Origin of the sequence: Streptomyces sp. NBC_00859 (assembly GCF_045161865.1) — a bacterium.
In the GTDB taxonomy this organism is placed as follows: Bacteria; Actinomycetota; Actinomycetes; order Streptomycetales; family Streptomycetaceae; genus Streptomyces.
In genome coordinates this window covers 7107988-7131701 of the sequence record NZ_CP108826.1, presented here as the reverse complement: position 1 = coordinate 7131701, position 23714 = coordinate 7107988, and the positions used below count along the sequence as shown (strand labels likewise).

14 protein-coding genes are annotated in these 23714 nt (G+C 70.5%); 7 read left to right on the top strand and 7 right to left on the bottom strand.

What is annotated here, in order from left to right:
• Nucleotides 1–41: 41 nt before the first annotated feature.
• The 5 genes from OG584_RS31410 to OG584_RS31390 form a co-directional block, all read right to left on the bottom strand.
• Nucleotides 42–4394, bottom strand: coding sequence for a NaeI family type II restriction endonuclease (locus tag OG584_RS31410; protein WP_405782866.1), 4353 nt, complete (start codon nt 4392–4394; stop codon nt 42–44).
• Between the two features lie 16 nt (nt 4395–4410).
• Nucleotides 4411–5436 (bottom strand): AAA family ATPase, encoded by a 1026-nt coding sequence (locus OG584_RS31405; protein ID WP_405782864.1) that lies wholly within the window; start codon nt 5434–5436, stop codon nt 4411–4413.
• The gene (locus OG584_RS31400; protein ID WP_405782863.1) at nt 5433–7595 is read right to left on the bottom strand and encodes a trypsin-like peptidase domain-containing protein; all 2163 of its coding nucleotides are present in this window, start codon (nt 7593–7595) and stop codon (nt 5433–5435) included. Before OG584_RS31400 ends, OG584_RS31405 begins: the two co-directional genes overlap by 4 nt.
• 1 nt (nt 7596) lies before the next feature.
• Nucleotides 7597–7911 carry a trypco2 family protein gene (locus OG584_RS31395; protein WP_405782861.1) on the bottom strand — a complete coding sequence of 105 codons (315 nt, stop codon included), beginning with the start codon at nt 7909–7911 and terminating at the stop codon, nt 7597–7599.
• Nucleotides 7912–8370: 459 nt separating this feature from the next.
• Nucleotides 8371–8793: a YjbQ family protein gene (locus tag OG584_RS31390; protein ID WP_405782860.1), complete on the bottom strand. Its 423-nt coding sequence runs from the start codon at nt 8791–8793 to the stop codon at nt 8371–8373.
• Between the two features lie 130 nt (nt 8794–8923).
• Here OG584_RS31390 and OG584_RS31385 point away from each other — a divergent pair, with 130 nt between their 5' ends.
• Nucleotides 8924–10012 (top strand): NAD(P)-binding domain-containing protein, encoded by a 1089-nt coding sequence (locus OG584_RS31385; RefSeq protein WP_405784381.1) that lies wholly within the window; start codon nt 8924–8926, stop codon nt 10010–10012.
• Between the two features lie 22 nt (nt 10013–10034).
• Here OG584_RS31385 and OG584_RS31380 read toward each other — a convergent pair whose 3' ends face one another.
• Nucleotides 10035–11837: an ABC transporter ATP-binding protein gene (locus OG584_RS31380; protein WP_405782858.1), complete on the bottom strand. Its 1803-nt coding sequence runs from the start codon at nt 11835–11837 to the stop codon at nt 10035–10037.
• Nucleotides 11838–12019: 182 nt separating this feature from the next.
• Between OG584_RS31380 and OG584_RS31375 the strand changes: the two genes are divergently transcribed.
• From OG584_RS31375 to OG584_RS31360, 4 genes are all read left to right on the top strand, one after another.
• On the top strand, nt 12020–12475 hold the full coding sequence (locus tag OG584_RS31375) for a MarR family winged helix-turn-helix transcriptional regulator (RefSeq protein ID WP_405782856.1): 456 nt from the start codon (nt 12020–12022) through the stop codon (nt 12473–12475).
• Between the two features lie 111 nt (nt 12476–12586).
• Nucleotides 12587–15535 (top strand): FAD-binding and (Fe-S)-binding domain-containing protein, encoded by a 2949-nt coding sequence (locus OG584_RS31370; protein ID WP_405782855.1) that lies wholly within the window; start codon nt 12587–12589, stop codon nt 15533–15535.
• Between the two features lie 108 nt (nt 15536–15643).
• Complete coding sequence (locus tag OG584_RS31365; RefSeq protein WP_405782853.1) at nt 15644–17539, top strand: ABC transporter transmembrane domain-containing protein; 1896 nt, start codon at nt 15644–15646, stop codon at nt 17537–17539.
• On the top strand, nt 17536–19317 hold the full coding sequence (locus OG584_RS31360) for an ABC transporter ATP-binding protein (protein ID WP_405782852.1): 1782 nt from the start codon (nt 17536–17538) through the stop codon (nt 19315–19317). Before OG584_RS31365 ends, OG584_RS31360 begins: the two co-directional genes overlap by 4 nt.
• Nucleotides 19318–19353: 36 nt before the next feature.
• Here the strand turns inward: OG584_RS31360 and OG584_RS31355 are convergent, their stop codons facing one another.
• Nucleotides 19354–20148, bottom strand: coding sequence for a metal-dependent hydrolase (locus OG584_RS31355; RefSeq protein WP_405782850.1), 795 nt, complete (start codon nt 20146–20148; stop codon nt 19354–19356).
• Between the two features lie 131 nt (nt 20149–20279).
• On the opposite strand from OG584_RS31355, the gene OG584_RS31350 reads away from it, so the two are divergent.
• Entirely contained in the window at nt 20280–22802 is a 2523-nt protein-coding gene (locus OG584_RS31350) for a DEAD/DEAH box helicase (protein ID WP_405782848.1), read from the top strand.
• Nucleotides 22803–22836: 34 nt separating this feature from the next.
• Nucleotides 22837–23706 (top strand): acyl-CoA thioesterase, encoded by an 870-nt coding sequence (locus OG584_RS31345; protein ID WP_405782846.1) that lies wholly within the window; start codon nt 22837–22839, stop codon nt 23704–23706.
• The last annotated feature ends 8 nt before the right edge of the window (nt 23707–23714 follow it).

Here is a 23714-nt window from a genome sequence, read left to right as displayed (position 1 = left end):
ATTCGAGATCCGCCGCGCGACCGGCACGAACTGCGCGCCGACTACCGCGAAGGCAACGCCGGGGCGGGGTGCTCAGGGTCTTCCGGAGAGGCCAGGGACCACCGACGGCCGTCCACCTCCGCAACAGGCTTGCCAGACACGGGTACGGCTGGGACAACGCGCGCGCTGACGAACTCTCCTTCCCCTGGAAGGGGGAGGCCGAGCTGATCGGCGATACGCCGGTGTGCGCTGTAGTCGCCCAGGATGATGATTCCTGCACCGCTGAGCGCCGTGCGGGATCCACCGTTTCCGCGGATCCGCTTCATGTAGTCCCTCTGCTGAGCTACCGTGCGGACCACCGTGCGTCCGATTCGGCGCCCTTGGACACGCCGGAAGAGTTCGTTGAGCCGAAGCTGGCTCGAACTGCTCCTGAAGACCGCCTCGCGGTCGGTGTCGGACATGTGCAGCAGGACGTTCTCCGCAAGCTCGGCGTCCCGCCAGAGCCAGACAATCTTGTCGCGGTGCTCGGCAGCCAGCGTGGCCTTCATGTCCCGGTTGCTCCCCGCGGTGAGCCACTCCTGCCTGACGCGCAGCAAACCGGCGCTCCACCGGCTCTGGTGGTCGTCGGCCCAGACCAGCAGGCAGACGTGGTCCAGCATCTCAGGAGCGAACATCCAGCCGCCGAACCTGCGGCTGTAACGGATGTCCACATCGACACCGGCGACACGGAAGTCCGTCGCGCGACCGTCCTCGAAGACAAACGCACGCTGGAACGCGATGGCCACCGAAGCGCCGAGGTTCCCCTTCTCCGCCTTGGTCAGCTGCTCCACGTCGTATCGACCTGTCACCTCACCGGCCAGCACCTCGTCGATGACATCCCGCAGTACGCGCTCGGTACGTGTACCATCCGGGTCCGCATCGCGCACTGCCTCATAGACCGCGATCAGCTCCGCATCATCCGTTCCCGCGCTCGTGAGCCGCTTCATCACCTCGACCGCAGTGGCCGGCCGGTCCTCGGGCTCGACGGCCATGAGTTCCGTGACCAGCGCCGCGAACTCGGGAGGGAAGCCGGGGGGCAGTTCCGGTGGAGGCTGCGGGGGGCGGTGGTCTCCTGCTTCACGTGGGGTGAGCGCGGTCATGTCGGGCGAGGCGCCCGTGGCCATGGCGTAGAGCAGACAACCCAGTGCGTACAGGTCACTTCGGTGGTCGAAGGCGACGCCCGTAGAGTCCGTCAGACCACGGATGCCCGAACCGGGATCTGTCAGCAGCACCCGGCCGTCAGGGCGCACCACCAAGGCCGCGGTGCTGATGTCCAGGTGCAGCAGCCCGTGACGGTGATATTCGGCGAGCATCCGCGCGGTCTGCCTACCGATGTCCTTGATTCTTTCCAACGGGAGTGCGCCGGAAGACCTATCCAGCAGGTTGTGCAGCTCTTCGCCGTCGACGGCATCCGTCACGAGGTACGGACGATGATCGTGCAGTCCGTAACCGCTGACACGCACCAATCCCTCCGCGTCCAGTGCGGCCAGCTGCCTCGCGTCGGAAAGGAAGTCCCTTCGTGCGGACGCCTCGCCGTCCCGTGGCCCGGTGAAGATTTTGAGAGTGACATCTCGGCTGTCCCGCAGTTCGTCCGTCGCCTGCCACGTCATCGAGATCGCTGCGGCGCGGTGCTGCCGCACCAGCCGGTAGCGTTCCCCGACCAGTGCTTCTTCTCCTCCAGACTCGGAAGAAGCGGCTGGGCCGACTGGCCCACGGTTCGTCCTCCGTGCGGTTTCCTCGGAGCCCGGGGCCGCGCGTCCGGGCGCCGCAAGCGCGAACGCCTCGGCCAGTTCAGTGGCAGAGGGTCTGCGGGCGGAGTCCCGCTCCAGACACCGCCGAAGCGTTCGCAGGAGCACCGGGTTACCGTTTCCGGGACCGGCCAGGAAACCTTGTTCCGGGTTGTCGGTCCTCAGGCCGCTCCACCGCCCCGAGAGGAAGGCCAGCAGCAGCGCCCCGACGTGGTACATGTCGCTTTGCGGCGTGAGCGAACGCCCGTCGTCGTCCGCCTTCAGATAGGTGTCGCTGAGGGGCAGCACGTTGCGGTGAGCGCTGTCGACGCCGTCGACCGTCGCGGTGGCCCAGCCGACCAGCCGTACGTCGCGGTCGGTCACGAGGACGGCCCGAGAGGAGAGCGAGCCGTGCACGAGTCCCCGGGAGTGCGCGAGGGCGACGGCCTCCGTGAGACCGAGGCCGATGCGCAGGAAGAGTTCTTCCGGGACGATCCCTCCGTGTTCTGCGAGCACGACGCGCAGATTCGGTGCGGGCGGTGAGGACGGATCGCCCGCGCGACGGTGAACGCAGCTCGCGGCGACCCATGGCAGCTCTCCCCCGGTAGGCGCCGCCGCACCGAGGAGGTCGGGGGTGTGCGTGCCCCGCATGCGCGACAGACACTCGACTTCCGTCCGGACAAGATCCCGCGCGGTTTCAGGCTCGCGGGCGTACAGGCTGACCGGTGCGCGGACCATGGAGAGCGCACCGTCCTCGGCCTCGGCCAGATACATCGTCAGGTGGGACCAGCCGTTCGCACTTCGCGCACGAAGCCGGAACCGGCCGAGCAGCGCCGGGTCCTCCGGGAGCAGCGCCACCCACCCTGGGGGCAGGAACGGGTCGCGCGTGTCGTCGTACATCTCTGCGCCTTCGTACGCCTCTTCACCTTCAACGTGCAGAGCACTCGGAGCGCGCTGCACACGCAGCACCGGTGGCAACTTCGCCACCGGCACAGCATCAGCGACGGACGGGATACCCAGCCTCGTGAGCACCTGCTCCCGTAGCCAGCCGAAGGAGCGTGCCGTGTTCTCGATGACGGCCGCGCCGTCCGGGTGGCCGACCCATGCCGGGAAGACCGGTGCGCGGCCGACCGCGGTCTCGATGCGTCGCGACACCGCCTCGGCGGTGCGCAGCAGTTCCCTCGGGGAGACGGCGCTGAGGAGGAGGCCCCGGGCGTCGTCCGTGAAGTCGTAACGCCGGTGATGTGGCAGCCGTTCCGTTCCGCCGGTTCCATCCGTCCCGTCCGCTGGATCCCTTCCGTCGGCGCCGGACTCGTGCATCAAACCCCCGAGGAACACTTCCACGAGGTGGCCGAGGTCCGTCGGCGGCCCGAGGGCCGCTTGCACCAAGCGCATGACGGGCGGCGTGACCGGGCTGACGGCCGCTATGTGGGCCGCGAGCCGGTACGCCTCGGCGGACGCGGCCTCTTTGAAGCGGAGTACCGCTTCGGCAGCGTCGTCGTCCGGGGCGTGGTTCGGGGCGTGGTTCGGGGCGTGGTTCGGGGCGTCGTCCACGATCCGGCCGGAGCCGGGCCGGGCCTCGTCCCACAGCGGGAGGAGCGCGGTGCCGCCCGGTGAGGCGACGAGCCCGGCCCAGTCGGCGACGGCCGCAGGGGTCGGCGTGAGGACAGGGACGGGCACGGAGCCGTAGCGGACAAGGTCCGGCGGCAGGTCCGGGTCGGTCACATGCCAGGCGTGCGTGGGGCCGCCGCGGCGCTGGGTGGTCACCTGCCAGCGTCGCGCGCCGATGCCGGTGCTCGCCCAGAGCCTGGACGGCAGTGTCTGGACGATCGCAGTGGGACCGCGGCGTCCCCAACGGTTCATCACCTGGCGCATGCTGCCGTCCCGCCACGCTTCACCCACGCCGTCGCTGACGACGAGGACGAGGGTGTTGCCGCTCGGGTCGCACAGGGCTTCTGGTGTCAGAGGCCGGCTGCGGGGGCGGTACGGGCTGGTGCGCAGCGACGGCGTGACGCTGCGCGCGTCGAGTCCGTACACGCGCACGTCGCGGAAGGCCCCGGCCCGTTCCATCAGGGCCCGGACGTCGGCGGCGAGCCGCTGCCACAGGACCATGGAGACGCCGTCGTCGACGACGAGGGCCAGAGACAGCCAGCGGCCGCGCACCGCACGGGTGACGGTCTCGGGTACACCTGTCTCGGCGATGGCGGCAATGGTCCGCTTGACGTCGAGTTCCTGTCGGCGCCGGTCCGGGAAGCGCTGCCGCAGCGGCCGCAGAGACCTGCCGAGCCCGAGCAGCCCGGTGCCGAGGGCGCTGCTCTCCGGGATCCGGAGAGCGACCGCCGGCGAGAGGCTCGCGGGCCCCTGCGCGTCGTCGTGGCCAGGTCGCCCCGAGGCCAGGAGTGGGCGCGCGGGCTGCTTTTCCGCGGACTCCGCGCTGTCCGGCTCCGACGCGGGCTTCGCAGTCCCGCCCGATGGCACCGTCGGCCCATCGTGGTGCGGCTCGTCTTGCCGCTCCGAGGACGCGGCGGCCACGTCTGCGGAGCGCGCCAGGGGTTCGGAGCCTCGGGGCAGGTTCGCGGCGAGCCAGAGGGCGTCGAGGAGTTCCTCGTGGGAGAGGTCCGCGCCGCTCTCCGCCAGGAGCCTCGTCACGCGCGAGATCACGGCGTCACATGCCTCCGCCGAGCCGGTGCAGCACGCCTTGGAGGAGGGAGATCGCGTTGAGGTTCACGCCGCCCTTGCGCAGGAATACGGCGTTGAGCAGCTGATCGGTGGCCAGTTCCCCCTCGGCGCGGCGTGCGAGGAACTCCCGTAGCAGGTCATCCACGTCGTCCAGGGCGTCGGAGCCGAGGTGCGCGGCGACGATCTCGCGGAGGCGCCGCTCGTCGGGCTCGGGGAGGTCGAGACGGACGCAGCGCCGCAGGAAGGCGGGCGGGAACTCGCGTTCGCCGTTGCTGGTGATGACCACGACCGGGAACTCGGCGCAGCGGACGCGGCCCCGCGTGACCGGGGCAGTCTCGTCCAGGTCGTCGGTCCGCACGTGGACCGGCGCCCGGCTCTCGGGCAGCCGGGCGAGTTCGGGGATGGTGAACTCGCCCTCCTCGAAGACGGTCAGCAGGTCGTTGGGCAGGTCGACGTCGCCCTTGTCCAGCTCGTCGATGAGCAGCACGCGGGGGCGCTCCCTGGGCACGAGTGCGTTACCCAGGGGGCCAAGGCGGATGTACTGGCCGATGTCCAATTCCGTGCCGTCCGCGTCGCGGCCGTCCGCGTCGCGCCGCAGGCTCGCCTCGCGCAGTCGGCCGACGGCGTCGTAGTGGTAGAGAGCGTCCTGAAGAGTCGAGCGGCTGTTCACCGGCCAGTGCAGAACGCGGCCGAGCGTCATCTCGTGCGCGATGGCGTGGGCCAGCGAGGATTTGCCCGTGCCGGGCTGGCCCGTCACCAGGAGGGGGCGGCGCAGGTGGAGCGCCGCGTTCACCACCTGCACCTCGTCGGGGCCGATGAGGTAGGGCCGCGGGAACGGGGCCCCGTCGCCGGTCGCCGTCTCCGTCCGGTCGAACCGGCGCCACGGAGGCGCGACGGGGAACGGCACTTCACGGCGCTCGCCGTCACCACGGAAGAGCCACCACGCGTCGCCTTCACTGTGGGAAGACGAGAGCCGGGGGCCTGTACCGGCCAGGGGGTCTGGGGTCGTCATGACGCGTACGATCCTCTCCGCGGGTCACTCAGTCGAAGCCGCTCGGTCCGCGGGAGACTGCCTTCCGGTTCCCATACGAGGGCAGGCCGTGCCCGCCGCTCCGTCGGGCGGGCCGCCGAACCGCTCCGGAAGTGCCGGACCCGCTCGGCGAGTCCGTCCAGATCGTCTGCAGGAGCAAGAGCCCCCAGTCTCTCTGCGTCCTCGTAGCCGCGGGCGTCTCGGTCCCACAGCACGACCGGGACTCCCAGGGCGAGACACAGGATCGCCCAGGACCTGCGCTCGTGGGCGGGCCCGTGGAGGACCACTCGCGCGGTGTCCCGGTGCTTGGTCGTCAGCAGATCCTGGAGCTGCCAGGCGTCGTCGACTGCCCGACTGGTGTCGAGCACCGACGCGCGGCCGTTTTTCCACCGGCGTGCCTGGTCGCCTTCGCGTGCCGCCATCAGGTCGTTGAGTTCCGGGCAGCTCAGAGACAGACGGTAACGTCCTCCGATCGGCCACGGCAGAATGAGGCCGTCGAGCGCCGCGGGCTCCCACTCGTCGACGGCCAGACCGAGCCCCTCCCGGTCGACCACGACGGTCACCCACACCGCCTGGTCGTCCTGTCCCGGCTCCCGGGAGGCGGCGGACACCGCCGCTTCGAGGCAGCCGGCCACCTCCTGCGGGGTTCTGGGACTCGCCTCCGCCTCCTTGAGCACGCGGTGTGAACCGTCGTGCCGGACGTGCAGGATCTGGGTCCGGTACCTCTCCTCCCCCGCGGCGGGGTCGTGCGACAGCTCCATCACGATCCGCGACACCGGCGACGGCGCGCGCTTGGCCCACTGGGCGGCGTCCGCACGCCGCTCGCGCAGGGCCCCCATATCGACACCGAGCCGCTGGACGGTCTTCTCCGACCACGCACGCAGGTCGTCGCCAAGGCCGCCGCCCACGGCCGCCGCCGCGTACTCGACGACCCGCAGGAGAGCCGGTACCGGGAAGGCGCTGTCGGCGCCGCTCACCGCGTCGGACAGGTTTTCCAGGCCCTCGACCACGGCGCCGATGTCGTCCTCGCCGAGCCGGGGGCGGGTAAGGATGTCCGGGAGAGCGGCGAACGGCAGCGCCTCCCTGGCCGTTCGGGGCAGCAACGACGGCTGTTTCTCGCAGACACGGCCCAGCAGACCGGTCAGGGAGTCGTACTCGTACAGGGAGAGCAGCGACGCGCGGTCGAACGTCGTGGCCCATGCGAATAGCCGAGTCAGGTCGGCCCTGGTCGCCGCTGGCGCGCCGGCCGCGACGGCTTCGCCGAGGGACGCGAGCGCCCGGGGATGCGCCATGAGCAGCGCCACGAGGTCAGCGACGGTGGGCTCATACCCCAGCGTCTCGTAACCCAGTTCGCGCGCCAGGGTCCGAGCGTGATCGACACGGACGCCAGGCCGCGGGAACAGCGGCGCCAGCCACGCCTCCAGTTCACGCCCGTCAGGTCGGCGCTCGGCGGCGGGCGGGGCCTCAGGCGGGCGCGCACCGATCGCACTGAGCGCGGGAGCCCGGCCGGTGTGCTCCTCGACAAGGGTCACGAAGCCACCGTCCCCCGCGAAGGAGGCCACCGGCACGGCGATCAACCGGCGGGCACCGTAGGCATGCGGCACCTGGGTCACGACACCGACGAGGTGACCGTCGCAGAAGACCGCCGCCCCCGAGGCGCCGCCCCAGGCGTTCCGGCCGTCGGTACGGGCGGTGGGAGCCGGGCCCTGATCGAGGACATAGCGGTCCTTGCCCCCGGAGAGGACCGGCAGGACACCGCGCAGGTGCTCCGGGTCCCGGGTCTCCTCCTTGGCGGCCAATGGGTAACCGAGGCCCTCGTACTGCAGCGGCACGCTGCCCGTCGGGCGACCCCAGCGGACGGAGCCGGGCGGATCGATTTCACCGTCGATCCGCAGCAGCGCGACGTCGAGTCCGCCCGAGTGGGTCCAAACAACTTCCGCGAGCGTACGCGTCGTCGCACCGTCGCGGTGATGACCCACCCACACGGTGATGTCCGGCCACAGCTCCGCGGCCTCGCGGTCCTCCAGCACATGACGGGCGGTGAGCACGAGCCGGGGGGCGACCAGGTAGCCGGAGCCGACGGTGGCGCGCCTTTCACCGCCACGTCCGCTGCGGATCAGCGCCAGTCTGCGACGATCCATGTCACTCCTCGTCCAGCGACCCGAACTCGTCATCGCCGATCTGCGGGCGCGCACCGCCGCGGGCCCGGTCGTTGACCGACAGCTTCAGCACCAGCTTGTGCGTACGGACGCTGGACTGCTCGCCCCCCGCGCCCACCGCGACCACCCCGAAGGCGAGCTTGCCGTCCGCCTTGGCGGTCTCGCGCAGTTCGAGCTGCAATTCCAGCTGTGCCTCTTCGACACCAAAGCCGAACTGCTGATGCGCACCGAGCCGCTGCACCTCGTACAGCTCCTGCCGCAGTTCCTCGATGGCCGCGGCCAGCCCAATACCCGACACTTTCGCCCCGCCCCCGGTTCACGCACCTTGGACCAACAGTAGATCGCCGTACGGTACAACGCGTACGAGACACCGCACACTCCGGACGGATGCGATGACCTGTGCGGTCCCGGAGAACGAGTCGCGCGTAAGGGGCTGGGAGGCGGAGCGCCCAAGCAGGCGCAGGTACCCGCGGTCGATGCAAAGCTCAGTGGCTGTGTCCAGGAAGCTGACCTCAATGCCACTGTTTTGGCTGGTCATAGTGACCATGGTGTATGTACCACCAGCATACGAAGAACCTGCTGTCACGCTGTGAAGGACCGCGAATGGCCCGGATCTTGGTTCGTGGCCATGATTTGCGTCGCTCGCGGTCGCCTGTGTCTGGCTGAACGATGAGGGGGCGGGCGCTGGGCGGCGTGAAGGAAGATCCTGTGACCCGCCCCCGCCGGGCGAATATGGCCAATTCCGCCCGGTGACCCATCAACCGAGGAAGCTCAGCCGCACCTGACGGTCGGTGTTACTCGTGTTCGTGTCCACCAGACACACCGACTGCCAAGTCCCCAGCTCCAGTTGGCCCCCGATCACCGGCAAGGTCGCGTGTGGGGCGACCAGGGCGGGTACGACGTGGTCGCGGCCGTGCCCCGGGCTGCCGTGCCGGTGCTGCCAGCGGTCGTCCGCGGGAAGCAGGCTGTGCAGCGCGGCGAGGAGGTCGTCGTCGCTGCCCGCTCCGGTCTCCAGGATGGCGATGCCCGCCGTGGCGTGCGGGACGAAGACATTGAGCAGGCCGTCACGGCCCGCCGCCGCCTCCCGGAGGAATTCCCCGCACTCCCCCGTCAGGTCGGTGACGGTCTCACTGCCGCCGGTTTCGATGTGCACGGTGCGCGTGGTGAAGGTGTCTGGCATGTGTCCCATTCTCCCGCGCCCGAGGCACGGCCGCCTGTCCGGGGGGACGGTGACCGGGAAGTCCGGGGGGCCGGTGACCGGGAAGACACCGCGGCCCTGAGCTGTTGGGGGAAGCGTGGACGATTCCGGTATACAGACAGTGGACGTGGTGGTCGTCGGCGCCGGGCAGGCGGGGCTTTCGGGCGCCTACCATCTGCGGCGCGGCGGGCTGGTCCCCGGCCGGGATTTCGTCGTGCTCGACCACGCCCCGGGGCCGGGCGGCGCCTGGCAGTACCGCTGGCCGTCGCTGACGTACGGCAAGGTCCACGGCATGCACTCGCTGCCCGGTATGAAGCTGACGGACGCGGACGGTGACCGCCCTTCGTCCGAGGTGGTCGGTGACTACTTCACGGCGTACGAGGACGCCTTCGGTCTGCGGGTGCACCGGCCGGTCCGGGTCGGCGCGGTACGTGAGGGCGACGGCGGGCTGCTGCGGGTGGAGACGTCCCGGGGTGTGTGGGCCGCCCGTGCGGTGATCAGCGCGACCGGTACCTGGGACCGGCCCTTCTGGCCGCACTATCCGGGTCAGGAGACCTTCCGCGGGCGGCAGTCGCACACCTCGGGATACCGCGGCCCGCAGGAGTTCGCCGGGCAGCGGGTCGTGGTGGTCGGCGGTGGGGCTTCCGGGACCCAGCATCTGATGGAGCTCGCTGACGTCGCGGCGGAGACCACCTGGGTGACGCGGCGACCGCCGGTGTTCCGGGACGGGCCGTTCGACGAGGAGTGGGGGCGGCAGGCGGTCGCGAGGGTCGAGGAACGCGTACGCCGAGGACTGCCGCCGCAGAGTGTCGTCTCCGTGACCGGGCTGCCGGTGAACGACGCGATCCGCGCCGCCCGGGACCGGGGTGTTCTCGACCGGCAGCCCATGTTCGACCGGATCACGGCGGAGGGGGTCGTCTGGGACAGCGGGCGCACCGTGGTGGCGGACAGCATTCTCTGGGCCACCGGGTTCCGACCGGCCATCGATCACCTGTCGCCCATGGGGCTCCGCGAGCCGGGCGGCGGGATCAGGCTCGACGGGACCCGCGCGGTCCTGGACGAGCGGATCCATCTGATCGGCTACGGACCCTCGGCCTCCACCATCGGAGCCAACCGCGCCGGACGGGTCGCGGTCCGGGACATCCTGCGGCTGCTGGAGCGCTCGCGGGGCCGCCTTCCCCTCGGCACGTCAGCCGCCTGACCCGGTGCGGGGAGGCGGGACATCAGACGGTCGGGGCCAGTTCGCCGTCCCGGCGTACCAGCGCCGCGTACCGGCCGTCCATCCCCAGCAACTCCTCATGCGTGCCGCGTTCGGCGACCCGGCCCGCGTCCAGCACCACGATCTGGTCGGCGTCCCTGACCGTGGAGAGCCGGTGCGCGATGGTGATGGTGGTGCGGCCCGCCGAGAGGCCGTCGATGGCCTGCTGCACCGCGTGTTCCGTACGGGTGTCCAGGGCGCTGGTCGCCTCGTCGAGGATCAGGACCGGCGGATCGCGCAGGATCGTACGGGCCAGAGCCAGGCGCTGCTTCTCGCCGCCCGAGAAACGGTAGCCGCGCTCGCCCACGAGCGTCTCGTATCCGTCGGGCAGTGAGGCGATGTGCTCGTGGATCTGCGCGGCCCTGGCCGCCTCCTGGAGTTCCGCGTCGGTGGCGTCCGGCTTGGCGAAGCGCAGGTTGTCGGCGACCGACGCGTGGAAGAGATAGGTCTCCTGCGAGACGACGCCCACGGCCTGCGCCAGTGTGGCGAAGTCGAGTTCGCGTACGTCGACGCCGTCCAGCGTGACGCACCCGCCGGTCACGTCGTACAGCCGGGGCACCAGATAGCTGAGAGTGGACTTCCCCGAACCGGTGGGGCCGACGACTGCCAGGCTGCCGCCCGCGGGCACCTCGATGTCGATGGCCTCCAGGGTCGGCCCGCTCTTCTCGTCGTAGCCGAAATCGACCTGCTGGAAGCGCACTTCACCGCGGACGCTGCCCAGTGGGACGGGATGTTCCGGTTCCGTGATGTCCACGGGCAGATCCAGATACTCGAAGATCCGCTGGAAGAGGGCGAGTGATGTCTGCATGTCGACACCGGTCGACAGCAGGCTCACCGCCGGCCGGAAGAGGCCCTGCTGGAGCGAGACGAAAGCGACGAGCGTGCCGATGGAGACCTGGGGCCCGCCCTCCTGGAGCGCCAGACCCGCCGCCCAGTAGATGACAGCCGGCATCGCGGCCATCACGATGCCGATGGTCGACATCCGCCAGCGGCCGGCCATGCTGGAGCGCACTTCGAGGTCGACGAGCGCTTCGGACTCCGCGGCGAAACTACTGGTGAGCGAGGACGAGCGGCCCATGGTGCGCCCGAGCAGGATGCCGCTGACCGACAGCGACTCGGTGACCGTGGCAGCCATCACCGCCATCTGCTTCTGCCGCTGGGTGGTGATCCGCTTCCGCTCGCGGCCGACCCGGCGGCTGATCCAGACGAACACCGGGAGCAGCAGGAGGGACACGATCGTCAGCCGCCAGTCGAGCGCGACCATGGCGACGACCGTGGCGATGACGGCCGTGAGGTTGGAGACCAGGGATGTCGCGGTCGAGGTGACCGTCGCCTGCATGCCGCCGATGTCGTTGGCGATGCGGGACTGGACCTCACCGGTGCGCGTCCTGGTGAAGAAGGCGAGCGGCATCCGCTGGAGCTGGGCGTAGACAGCGGTGCGCAGGTCGTGCATGACGCGCTGCCCGACCGTGGTCGAGATCAGGGTCTGGAGGACTCCGAAGACACTGTTCACGACGGCGGTCGCGATCATGCCCAGGGCCAGCAGGCTCAGCAGACCGGTACGGCCCTGCGGGATCGCGGTGTCCAGAATCTCGCGCAGCATGAACGGCGAGGCGACCGAGACCAGCGACGAAGCGCAGACCAGGAGTCCGACGAGTGCCAGGCGCGCCCGGTAGGGGCGGAAGAGCCGGACGATGCGCCGCACCTCGGCGGGTGGCTGCCCGGCGTCGCGGAGCGGCGGTGTCCAGTCGGGGCGTTCGGGTTTCATGAGCTCCTTCGGCAGTGAGGGGACAGCACCGGGCCGTCGGGGGAGCCGTCACGAGAGGCGGCGAAGCGGTCGCACCGGACGTGGGCGAAGCGGTCGCGCCGGACGTACCGGAGCGGAGTCCGACGAGCATAGTCCATTGTTACCTATGCTCACAATGTACATAGTCCTGATATTGTTCCCGCATGTCATCCCCTTCCGGTGCCCCCGACGCCGACGGCCTGCTGGCCGAGCAGCTCCTCCGGCTGACGCGCAGGCTCCACCGGATCCACAAACAGCATCTGGAACCGGTCGGCATCACACCCGCGCAGTCCCGTCTGCTGCGCACGGTCGCGCACTGCGCCGAGCCGCCGCGAATGGCCGACCTCGCCCAGCAGCTCGAAGTGGTGCCGCGCGCCGTGACCAGCCTCGTCGATGCCCTGGAGGAGAGTGGCAGCGTCCGGCGGGTGGCCGATCCGAGCAACCGCCGGGTGGTGCGGATCGAGCTCACGGACAGCGGCCGGGCCACTCTGCGCGCGCTGCGCGACGCGCGGCGCCGGGCGGCCGAGGAGATCCTCGCTCCACTGGCCACCGGCCAGCGGGAAGCTCTCGGCGAACTGCTGTCCACCCTGTTGGACAGCGCCCCCGACCGGCACTGCTGACGGCCGGCCGGCCGTTCACCCCGTCGGCCGCGTGTCCGTCCGCGCATCCGTCCGTTCGCCAGTCGTCTGCCGTACGCCGCCCGCCGTCCTCCGTTCCGAGGAGACTCTCTGATGCCGCTGTTGGAGCCGAAACCCGGCGCTCTCCGTCCGCGTACGGTCAGGGTGCCGTCACCCGACCGGGTGCCCGACACGCGGTCGGCCGGAACGCCCGAGCCGCTGCGCCGCGGTCTGGCGGCGCTGCTGGGCGAGGAGAAGGTGCTCTCGAAGATCTCCGACCTCGTGCGGTACGCCTCCGATGCCAGCCCTTACCGCTTCGTCCCCGCGGTCGTGGTGATCGCCGAGGACATCGACGACATCTCGGCCGTGCTCTCGTACGCGAGGGACAACGGACACCAGGTCGTCTTCCGTGCCGCGGGAACTTCCCTCAACGGCCAGGCCCAGGGCGAGGACATCCTCGTCGACGTCCGCCGGCACTGGTCGGGCATCGAGGTGCTGGACGACGGTGCGCGGGCCCGCATCCGGCCGGGTACCACCGTAGTGCGGGCCAACGCCGCGCTCGCACGGTACGGCCGTGTACTCGGCCCGGACCCGGCCAGCGCCATCGCCTGCACTCTGGGCGGTGTCGTGGCCAACAACGCTTCCGGCATGACGGCGGGCACCACCCGCAACTCCTACCGCACACTCGCCTCACTGACCTTCGTCCTGCCGGGCGGCACCGTCGTGGACACGGCGGACCCGGCCGCCGACGACGCTCTCGCAGCCGCCGAGCCCGGCCTGTGCGCGGGGCTCCTCTCGGTCAAGGCCGAGATCGAGGCGGACCCGGTGCTGGACGCCCGTATCCGCTCCAAGTACGAGATCAAGAACACCAACGGATACCGACTCGACGCCTTCCTGGACGGCGCCACCCCCGTCGAGATCCTGCGCGGGCTGATGGTGGGCTCCGAGGGCACCTTCGGCTTCATCTCCGAGGTCGTCTTCGACACCCTGCCGCTCGACCGCGAGCTCTCCACGGCGCTCCTCTTCTTCCCGGCCCTGCGTGCGGCGGCCGCCGCGGTCCCGCTCTTCAACGAGGCCGGGGCACTGGCCGTCGAGCTGATCGACGGCAACACGCTGCGCGCCTCGGTCAGCGTGGAGGGGGTACCCGCCGACTGGGCCGCGCTGCCGAAAGAGACCGCGGCGCTGCTGGTCGAGTTCCGGGCGCCGGACGAGAAGGGCAGGAAGGCGTACGAACGGGCGGCGGCCGCAGTCCTCGACAGGCTTGATCTGGTGGCTCCCGTCGCGTCGGTGACCAACACGTTCACGCGCGACCCGAAGACCATCGCCGGGTACTGGAAAGCGCGCAAGGCGTTCGTCACCGCGGTGGGCGGTGCCCGCCCGCCCGGCACGACGCTGATCACGGAGGATTTCGCGGTTCCGCCTTCGAAACTCGCCGACGCCTGTACGGCTCTGCTCGAACTGCAGACCAGGCACGGCTTCGACGCAGCCGTGGCCGGTCATGCCGCGCACGGCAATCTGCACTTCCTGCTCGCCTTCGACGCCGCGGTGCCGGGGGACGTCGCGCGCTACGCCGCGTTCATGGACGAGTTCTGCCGGCTCACCGTCGGACGCTTCGACGGCTCGCTCAAGGCGGAGCACGCCACCGGCCGGAACCTCGCTCCCTACCTGGAACTCGAATGGGGCCCGAAGGCGACGGAGCTGATGTGGCGCACCAAGCAGATCATCGACCCCGACGGCATCCTCGCACCGCGTATCGTCCTGGACAGGGACCCCGAGGCCCATCTGCGCGGGCTCAAGACCATCCCCGGGGTCGAACCGATCGCCGACCCCTGCATCGAGTGCGGCTTCTGCGAACCGACCTGCCCCAGCCAGGATCTGACGACAACACCACGCCAGCGCATCGTGCTGCGCCGCGAGATGATGCGCCAGCCGTCCGGATCACCGGTCGAGGACAGCCTGCTGGAAGCCTACGGATACGACGCGGTGGACACCTGCGCGGGCGACTCCACCTGTAAGCTCGCCTGCCCGGTGGGGATCGACACCGGCGCGATGATGAAGGACTTCCGGCACCGGCGGCACACCCCGCGCGAAGAGCGGATGGCCGCACTGACCGCGCGGAACTTCAGAACGGTCGAGGCGGCGGCGCGGCTCGCGGTCGGCGCGGCGGACCGGATCAGCGACCGGCTGCTGGCGTCCGTCACCGGTCTCGCACGCAAGGCGGTCCGTCAGGACCTGGTGCCGGAGTGGCTGCCGGAAATCCCGGGAGCCGCCGCCCGCAGGCTCCCGCGCACCTCCCGGCGGGGTGCGACCGCCGTCTACTACCCGGCCTGCGTCAACCGGATCTTCGGTGAACCGGCCGGGTTCCAGGGGCCCTCACTCCCCCGGGCCGTCGTGACGCTCGCCGGGCGGGCCGGACGCCCCGTGTGGATTCCGGACGATGTGGCGGGGACCTGCTGCGCGACGATCTGGCACTCCAAGGGGTACGAGGAGGCCGGCGCCGTGATGGCCAACCGCATCGTCGAGGCTGCCTGGGGATGGACCGGCGGCGGCAAGTATCCGCTGATCGTGGACGCGTCATCCTGCACTCTGGGCATCGCACACGAGGTGGTCCCGTATCTCACCGGCGACAACCGTGCACTGCACAGCGAGCTGAGGATCGTCGACTCGGTCGTGTGGGCCGCCGATGAGCTGCTCCCCCGACTCACCGTGCTGCGCAGGACCGGATCCGCCGTGCTCCACCCCACCTGCTCCATGCGACACCTCGGCGACGAGGAGCAGTTGAGGACCGTCGCCGCGGCCTGCGCCGATGAGGTCGTGGTCCCCCAGGACCTCGGCTGCTGCGCCTTCGCCGGGGACCGCGGGATGCTCCACAAGGAGCTCACCGCCGCAGCGACGGCACCGGAAGCAGCCGAGGTCACGGCCAGGGACTTCGACGCGCACCTGTCGGCGAACCGGATGTGCGAGGTGGGTATGGACCGTGCTACGGGCCGCGGTTACTACTCCGTCCTGCTGGAGCTGGAGCGGGCGACCCGCCCGGAACCCGGCGCCCCCCAGCACGGTTGACGGGTTTTCGTCCTGTTCCGTACCACTGGGCGGAAAATCAATTGCCCCGACCCGTGGTGCAGCGCGAACCTTGCACGGTTTGATCCCCTCAACGACTTCTGGGACGCCATGCAGATTCGCGATCTTCCCTATCCAGATCCAGGCGATCCCGACGTCAGGTCAGGTCCCCGTTTCCTGTACTGGCTCGGCCGGAATCAGCTCGGGGGCCAGTGCAGGTCGCTCGCCTGGGGACTGCTGCACCAGTGCGGAATCGCCGCACTGCCGCTCGCGGTCGGCTTCGCGGTCCAGTCGGTGGTGGAACGCTCCGGCGCGCGCCTGGCGCTCTCCGGCGGACTGATCATGCTGCTCGGCGCGGTGATCGCGGTGGGCGACACGATGCTCCACCGGACAGCGGTCACCAACTGGATCACCGCTGCGGCCCGCGTGCAGCAACTGCTCGCCAGGAAGACCGCCGAGCTGGGTTCGGCGCTGACCACGCGGGTCGCCGCGGGTGAGGTCGTGGCGGTGTCGACCGGCGACGTGGAGAAGATCGGCTGGTTCGTGGAGGCGCTCTCGCGATTCCTCGCCGCGGCGACGGTGCTGGTCATCATCTGTGCCGGTCTGCTGCTGTATCTGCCCTCGCTCGGCATCGTGGTGGCCCTCGCCATGCCCGTACTGGCCCTGGCCGTGCTGCCGTTGCTCTCCAGTGCCACCGCGCGGGCCGACGTCCAGCGGGACAAGGCCGGCCGCGCCACCGAGCTGGCCGCCGACACCGTCGCGGGTCTTCGGGTACTGCGTGGCATCGGCGGCGAGGAGCTCTTCCTCAGCCGCTACCGCGGCGCCTCGCAGGAAGTGCGCCGGGCCGCCGTGCGCAGCGCCCGTATGTGGGCGCTGATCTCGGGAATCCAGGTCCTGCTGCCGGGGCTGCTGCTCATCGCGGTGGTCTGTTACGGCGCCCGGCTGGCCTCCGAAGGACGGATCGAGGTCGGTCAGCTCGTCACCGTGTACAGCGCGGTGACGCTGCTCCTCTTCCCGTTGCGGCACTTCCAGGAGATCGCCATGGCGTACTCCTTCTCCCGGCCGTCGGCGAAGCGTGCGGCGCGGGTCCTGGCGCTGCAGCGCTCCTCCTGCGAGGACAGGACCGGCTGCGGCCCGGACGGCCGGGCGGCGTCCGGGGTGGTGCCGAGCGGTGATCTCTACGACCCGGTGACCGGAATGCTCGCACCGGCCGGTGAGTTCACCGCCGTGGTGTGCGGTGACCCGGACGCCGCGGGCGTACTGGCCGAGCGTCTCGGCGGGCATGCCACGGCCGTGCAGGACGCGGAGCGGCTGCCGTCGGTCCTGCTCGGCGGGGTCCCACTCGACGCACTGCCGCTGGAGACGTCCCGTACTGCCGTCCTGGTCCAGGACAAGGACCCGGTACTGCTGTCCGGCACACTCAGCGAGCTCCTCGACGTCCCGTCGTCCGGCCAGGTGCCGGCCGGGGAAGCGCTGGAGGCGGCACAGTGCGCAGACGTCCTGCAGGCGCTGGCCCAGGCTGCCGTCGAGCCGGGCGGTGATCCCATGCTGACCAAGGTCACCGAGCGCGGACGCTCACTCTCCGGCGGCCAGCGGCAGCGGCTGGCACTGGCGCGTTCACTGGTGACCGACCCGGAGGTACTGGTGCTGGACGAGCCGACGTCGGCAGTCGACTCACACACCGAGGCGCGGGTCGCCCGGAGCGTGAAGGAGCTGCGCGCGGGTCGTACGACCGTGGTCTTCGCCTCGTCTCCCCTGCTGCTCGACCACGCCGACCGGGTGGTCTTCGTGCACGGGGGCGTGGTCGCCGCCGCCGGTCCGCACCGCGAACTGCTGCACGGCGACGAGCGGTACCGCGCGGTCGTCACCCGGCGCTCCGACGATGCGGGTGACGGGCTGCCGGGGCCCGCCGCACCAGTGGTGTCCGGGCCGGCACCGGACGGCCGGGCGGACCGGCCCGGTCCACCCACCGAGCAGGCTTTCGCAGATATCGAGGAGTCGGCATGATCGGCCTCGCGCCACCGTCCCACGACCCGGCCGCACCGCAGACGGCGGCGACCCTTCCCGTCGGCACACCCGCGACCGTCCGGAGTTATGTACGCGAGCTGCTGCGCCGCCACCGGCGTGCTTTCGCCGTGCTCATCGGGGCCAACGCGATCGCCGTGATCGCCTCGCTGGCCGGCCCCTATCTGCTGGGTGGTCTCGTCGAGGACCTGTCGGACGGGAACCCCGATCTGCATCTGGGGCGCGTCGCGGCGGTGTTCGCCGTGGCACTGGCCGTCCAGGCCTGCTTCGTACGGCTGACCGGTCTGCGCGGTGCGATGCTCGGCGAGCAGATGCTTGCCGACCTGCGCGAGGACTTCCTCGTACGCTCCGTCGCACTGCCGCCCGGGGTACTGGAACGGGCGGGCACAGGTGACCTGCTCTCGCGCATCACCACCGATATCGACCGGCTCGCGAACGCGATGCGCGAAGCGGTGCCCCAACTGGCGATCGGTGTGGTGTGGGCGGGACTGCTGATCGGTGCGCTGACCGTCACCGCGCCGCCGCTCGCCCTGTCCGTGCTGATCGCGCTGCCGGTGCTGATCGCCGGGTGCCGGTGGTACTTCAAGCGGGCGCCGTCCGCCTACCGTTCGGAGGCCGCCGGATACGCGGCGGTCGCCGCGATGCTCGCCGAGACCGTGGACGCCGGGCGGACCATCGAGGCGCACCGCCTCGGCGCGCGCCGGGTGGCGCTGTCCGAACGCCGCGTGAAGGAGTGGACCAGCTGGGAGCGGTACACACTGTGGCTGCGGTCGGTCCTCTTCCCTGTCATCAACGCCACGTACGTGACCATCCTCGGCGCGGTGCTGATGCTCGGCGGGGTGTTCGTGCTCCAGGGCTGGATCAGCGTCGGCCGGCTCACCACGGGGGCGCTGCTCGCTCAGATGATGGTCGATCCGGTGGGGCTCATCCTCAGGTGGTACGACGAGCTTCAAGTCGCCCAGGTGTCGCTGGCCAGGCTCGTCGGAGTACGCGAGATCGAGCCGGACTCGGGCGACGGGGAAGCCGGTCCGGACGGACGTACGGTGCGCGCCGACGCGGTGCGCTTCGGCTACCGCGAGGGGGTCGACGTACTGCACCGGGTGACCCTGGACGTCGCGCCGGGCACCCGGATGGCACTGGTCGGACCGTCCGGCGCCGGCAAGTCCACGCTGGGGCGGCTGCTCGCGGGGATCTACGCACCTCGTACCGGCACGGTCACCCTGGGTGGCGCGGAACTCTCCGGAATGCCCGCGGAGCGGGTACGGGAGCATGTCGCGCTGGTCAATCAGGAGCACCACGTCTTCGTGGGTTCGCTGCGCGACAACCTGCTGCTGGCCAGGGCGGGCGCGGATGACGCCGAGCTGTGGGCGGCGCTCGGCTCGGTCGACGCGGACGGATGGGCCCGCGCCCTGGACGGGGCGCTGGACACCGAGGTCGGTTCGGGCGGACTGGCACTCACTCCCGCGCAGGCACAGCAGATCGCGCTGGCCCGGCTGGTGCTCGCCGATCCGCACACCCTGGTACTCGACGAGGCGACGTCGCTGCTCGACCCGCGGGCGGCCCGGCACCTGGAGCGCTCGCTGGCCCGGGTGCTCGAAGGGCGCACGGTGGTTGCGATCGCGCACCGGCTGCACACGGCGCACGACGCGGATGTGATCGCCGTGGTCGAGGAGGGCCGTGTCAGTGAGCTGGGCAGCCATGACGAGCTGGTCGCGGCGGACGGGGCGTACGCGGCGCTGTGGCGCACCTGGCACGGGTGAGAGCAGGAGCCGGGGGCGGCGCCGCTCCCGGCTCGCTCAGATGACCCCGAGCGCTACCGCGCAGCTGACCCCGCCCGCCACCATGAACACCGGCATCAGCACCTTGAGCTCCACCCAGCTGCCCGCCCGGAACCGCATGAACTTGGGCGGGCCCACATGGCGCCAGTGCTTGCGGCCGAGCGGTATCGGCCAGAAGATCGGGCAGCCCGAGACCGTGATGGCGTCGCCGATGTCGTGGATCAGGGCGCCCAGAACGACCGGAAGCCCCAGCCACATGTAGTTCTGGCCCGGCTCGGTGAAGAGCCAGTCCGAGCCGTTGCCCGGCTGGTCCAGGATCCCGGCCAGGATCCACGCGCCCGCGGCGCCGAGCAGCCAGACGAGCACGGTGCTGCTGGACGGGCGCGCGGCCCGCCAGAGCAGTCCCTCGATGGCGAGCACCACGTGGACGAAGAGGATGCCGAGGACCGCCCAGCGACCGCAGTAGATCGCCAGGGCGGAGGCCCCGGCGCCCAGCAGGACCGCCCACAGCCAGGTGTGTGTCAGCGTCCGGTGCCCGCCCGCCTTGCGGGGGTCGCCCTTGCCTCGCGTCGCCTTGTAGACGACGCCCGCCAGCGCGTCCACGACGGCGCACAGTCCGTGGGACAGCGGGCCGAACGCCGTGGAGATCGTCGCGGCCTTGTGATCCAGATCCGGTGCCAGCGCCGCCCCGGCGCTGATCAGCGCTCCGACCACGAGGACCGGCCACGGCATCGGATGCCCGTACGCCGTCGCCGCCGCCCCCACCCCCAGCCAGGCTGCTGCTCCTGACAGCGAGTGCGCGGGTCCCATCATGGTTCGTTCCGCCCCGTTTTCCGTTGTGCTGAGCCCAGTTGAGCACCGTTCGAGAGGGAAGCGTATCGCTCATGATCTTCCCGCGGACAGCCGGTTCCCCCTTGAGCCGGGAAGGCAGGCAAGATGGAGGCGTGACCCTTATCGATCAGCTCCCCACGACCGCCGATCCCGACGCACTCTTCGAGGCTTTCTCGTCGTGGGCGGAGGGTCAGGGCATCACGCTCTATCCGGCTCAGGAGGAGGCGCTGATCGAGGTGGTCTCCGGAGCCAATGTGATCCTTTCGACCCCCACCGGTTCGGGAAAGAGCCTGGTGGCGGCCGCCGCGCACTTCACCGCGCTGGCTCAGGACAAGGTCACGTTCTACACCGCGCCGATCAAGGCCCTCGTCTCGGAGAAGTTCTTCGACCTGTGCAAGCTCTTCGGCACCGAGAACGTCGGGATGCTCACCGGTGACGCGTCGGTGAACGCGGACGCCCCGGTCATCTGCTGCACTGCGGAGGTGCTGGCCTCGATCGCGCTGCGCGACGGCAAGTACGCCGACATCGGCCAGGTCGTGATGGACGAGTTCCACTTCTACGCGGAGCCCGACCGGGGCTGGGCGTGGCAGATCCCGATCCTCGAACTGCCACAGGCGCAGTTCATCCTGATGTCCGCGACGCTCGGTGACGTCTCCCGGTTCGAGGAGGACCTGACCCGGCGCACCGGGCTGCCGACCTCCGTGGTCCGCTCCGCGAGCCGTCCGGTCCCGCTCTCGTACGAGTACCGGCTGACTCCGATCACCGAGACGCTGACCGAGCTGCTCGAAACCAAGCAGTCGCCCGTCTACATCGTGCACTTCACCCAGGCCGCCGCGGTCGAGCGCGCACAGTCGCTGATGAGCATCAACATGTGCAGCCGCGAGGAGAAGGACAGGATCGCCGATCTCATCGGCAACTTCCGCTTCACCACCAAGTTCGGCCAGAACCTCTCGCGCTACGTGCGCCACGGCATCGGCGTTCACCACGCGGGCATGCTCCCCAAGTACCGCCGGCTGGTCGAGAAGCTGGCCCAGGCGGGCCTGCTGAAGGTCATCTGCGGTACCGACACACTGGGCGTGGGCGTCAACGTCCCCATCCGCACTGTGCTGTTCACCGCGCTGACGAAGTACGACGGGACGCGTGTCCGCACGCTCCGCGCCCGGGAGTTCCACCAGATCGCGGGCCGCGCGGGCCGGGCCGGGTTCGACACCGCCGGTTTCGTCGTCGCCCAGGCCCCCGAGCACGTCGTCGAGAACGAGAAGGCGCTCACCAAGGCGGGCGACGACCCGAAGAAGCGCCGCAAAGTGGTCCGCAAGAAGGCCCCGGACGGCTTCATCGCCTGGAGCGACACCACCTTCGAGCGTCTCATCGGCGCCGATCCGGAGCCGCTGACCTCACGGTTCCGGGTCACCCACACCATGCTGCTCTCGGTGATCGCGCGGCCGGGCAACGCCTTCAACGCGATGCGGCACCTCCTGGAGGACAACCACGAGCCCCGCAAGGCGCAGCTGCGGCACATCCGCCGCGCCATCGCGATCTACCGCTCGCTGCTGGACGGCGATGTCGTGGAGCAGCTGGACACCCCGGACGCCGAGGGCCGCATCATCCGGCTCACGGTCGACCTCCAGCAGGACTTCGCGCTCAACCAGCCGCTGTCCACCTTCGCGCTGGCCGCGTTCGACCTGCTGGACGCCGAGTCCCCCTCTTACGCCCTGGACATGGTCTCGGTGGTCGAGTCGACGCTGGACGACCCGCGCCAGATCCTCGCCGCCCAGCAGAACAAGGCGCGCGGTGAGGCGATCGGGCAGATGAAGGCCGACGGGATGGAGTACGAGGAGCGCATGGAACGGCTCCAGGAGGTCACCTACCCCAAGCCGCTCGAAGAGCTTCTCGTGCACGCGTACAACGTCTACCGCACGAGTCATCCGTGGGTCGGCGACCACCCGGTGTCGCCGAAGTCGGTCATCCGCGACATGTACGAACGCGCCATGACCTTCACCGAGTTCACCTCGCAGTACGAGCTCGCCCGCACCGAGGGCATCGTGCTGCGCTATCTCGCGGGCGCGTACAAGGCACTCGACCACACCATCCCTGACGACCTGAAGTCCGAGGACCTCCAGGACCTCATCGCGTGGCTGGGCGAGCTGGTCCGCCAGGTGGACTCCAGCCTGCTGGACGAGTGGGAGCAGCTCGCCAACCCCGAGGTGGAGACCGCGGAGCAGGCCGCCGAACGGGCCGACCAGGTCAAGCCGGTCACCGCCAACGCCCGCGCCTTCCGGGTGCTGGTGCGCAATGCCATGTTCCGCCGGGTGGAGCTCGCGGCGCTGGACAATGTGGCCGCGCTCGGCGAACTGGACGGCGACGCGGGGTGGGACGAGGACGCCTGGGGCGATGCGATGGACGCCTACTGGGACGAGTACGACGACCTGGGCACGGGCCCGGACGCGCGCGGCCCCAAGCTGCTGATCATCGAAGCGGACGACGAGCACACCTCGCGCGGGCTGTGGCGCGTGCGGCAGATCTTCGCCGACCCGAACGGCGACCACGACTGGGGCATCAGCGCGGAGGTGGATCTCGCGGCCTCCGACGAGGAGGGGCGGGCGGTCGTCCGGATCACCGCTGTCGGCCAGCTGTGAACCGGGCGGCCACTGTGACCTGGGAGGGCACCACATGACGAACCCCACCGAGAAGCTGATCGACCTGCTCGACCTGGAGCAGATCGAGGTCGACATCTTCCGCGGCCGCAGCCCGCACGAGTCCCTGCAGCGGGTCTTCGGCGGGCAGGTCGCCGGGCAGGCACTGGTAGCGGCCGGCCGCACGACCGACGGCGAGCGGCCCGTCCACTCGCTGCACGCGTACTTCCTGCGTCCGGGCCGGCCGGGGGTGCCGATCGTCTACCAGGTCGAACGGGTCAGGGACGGCCGCTCGTTCACCACCCGCCGGGTGACCGCCGTCCAGCAGGGACGCACCATCTTCAACCTCACCGCGTCCTTCCACCGGCCGGAGGAGGGCAGCTTCGAGCATCAGACGCCGGCCCGGCAGGTACCGGACCCGGAGTCGCTGCCCACGGTCACCGAGGAGATCCGCCGGCACCTGGGCGAGCTGCCCGAGGCGCTGGAGCGGATGGCCCGCAGACAGCCCTTCGACATCCGGTACGTGGACCGGCTGCGCTGGACGCCCGAAGAGATCAAGGGGGCCGATCCGCACAGCGCGGTGTGGATGCGTGCGGTCGGCCCGCTCGGCGACGACCAGCTCATCCATACCTGCGCGCTCACCTACGCCAGTGACATGACGCTGCTGGACGCGGTCCGTATCCCGGTCGAGCCCCTGTGGGGGCCGCGCGGTTTCGACATGGCGTCACTGGACCACGCCATGTGGTTCCACCGCCCGTTCCGTACGGACGAGTGGTTCCTCTACGACCAGGAGTCCCCCATCGCGACCGGCGGCCGCGGGCTGGCCCGTGGCCGCATCTTCGACCGTGAGGGGAATCTGCTGGTGTCGGTCGTCCAGGAGGGTCTGTTCCGCAAGCTCGGCGGCTGACAGGGGGC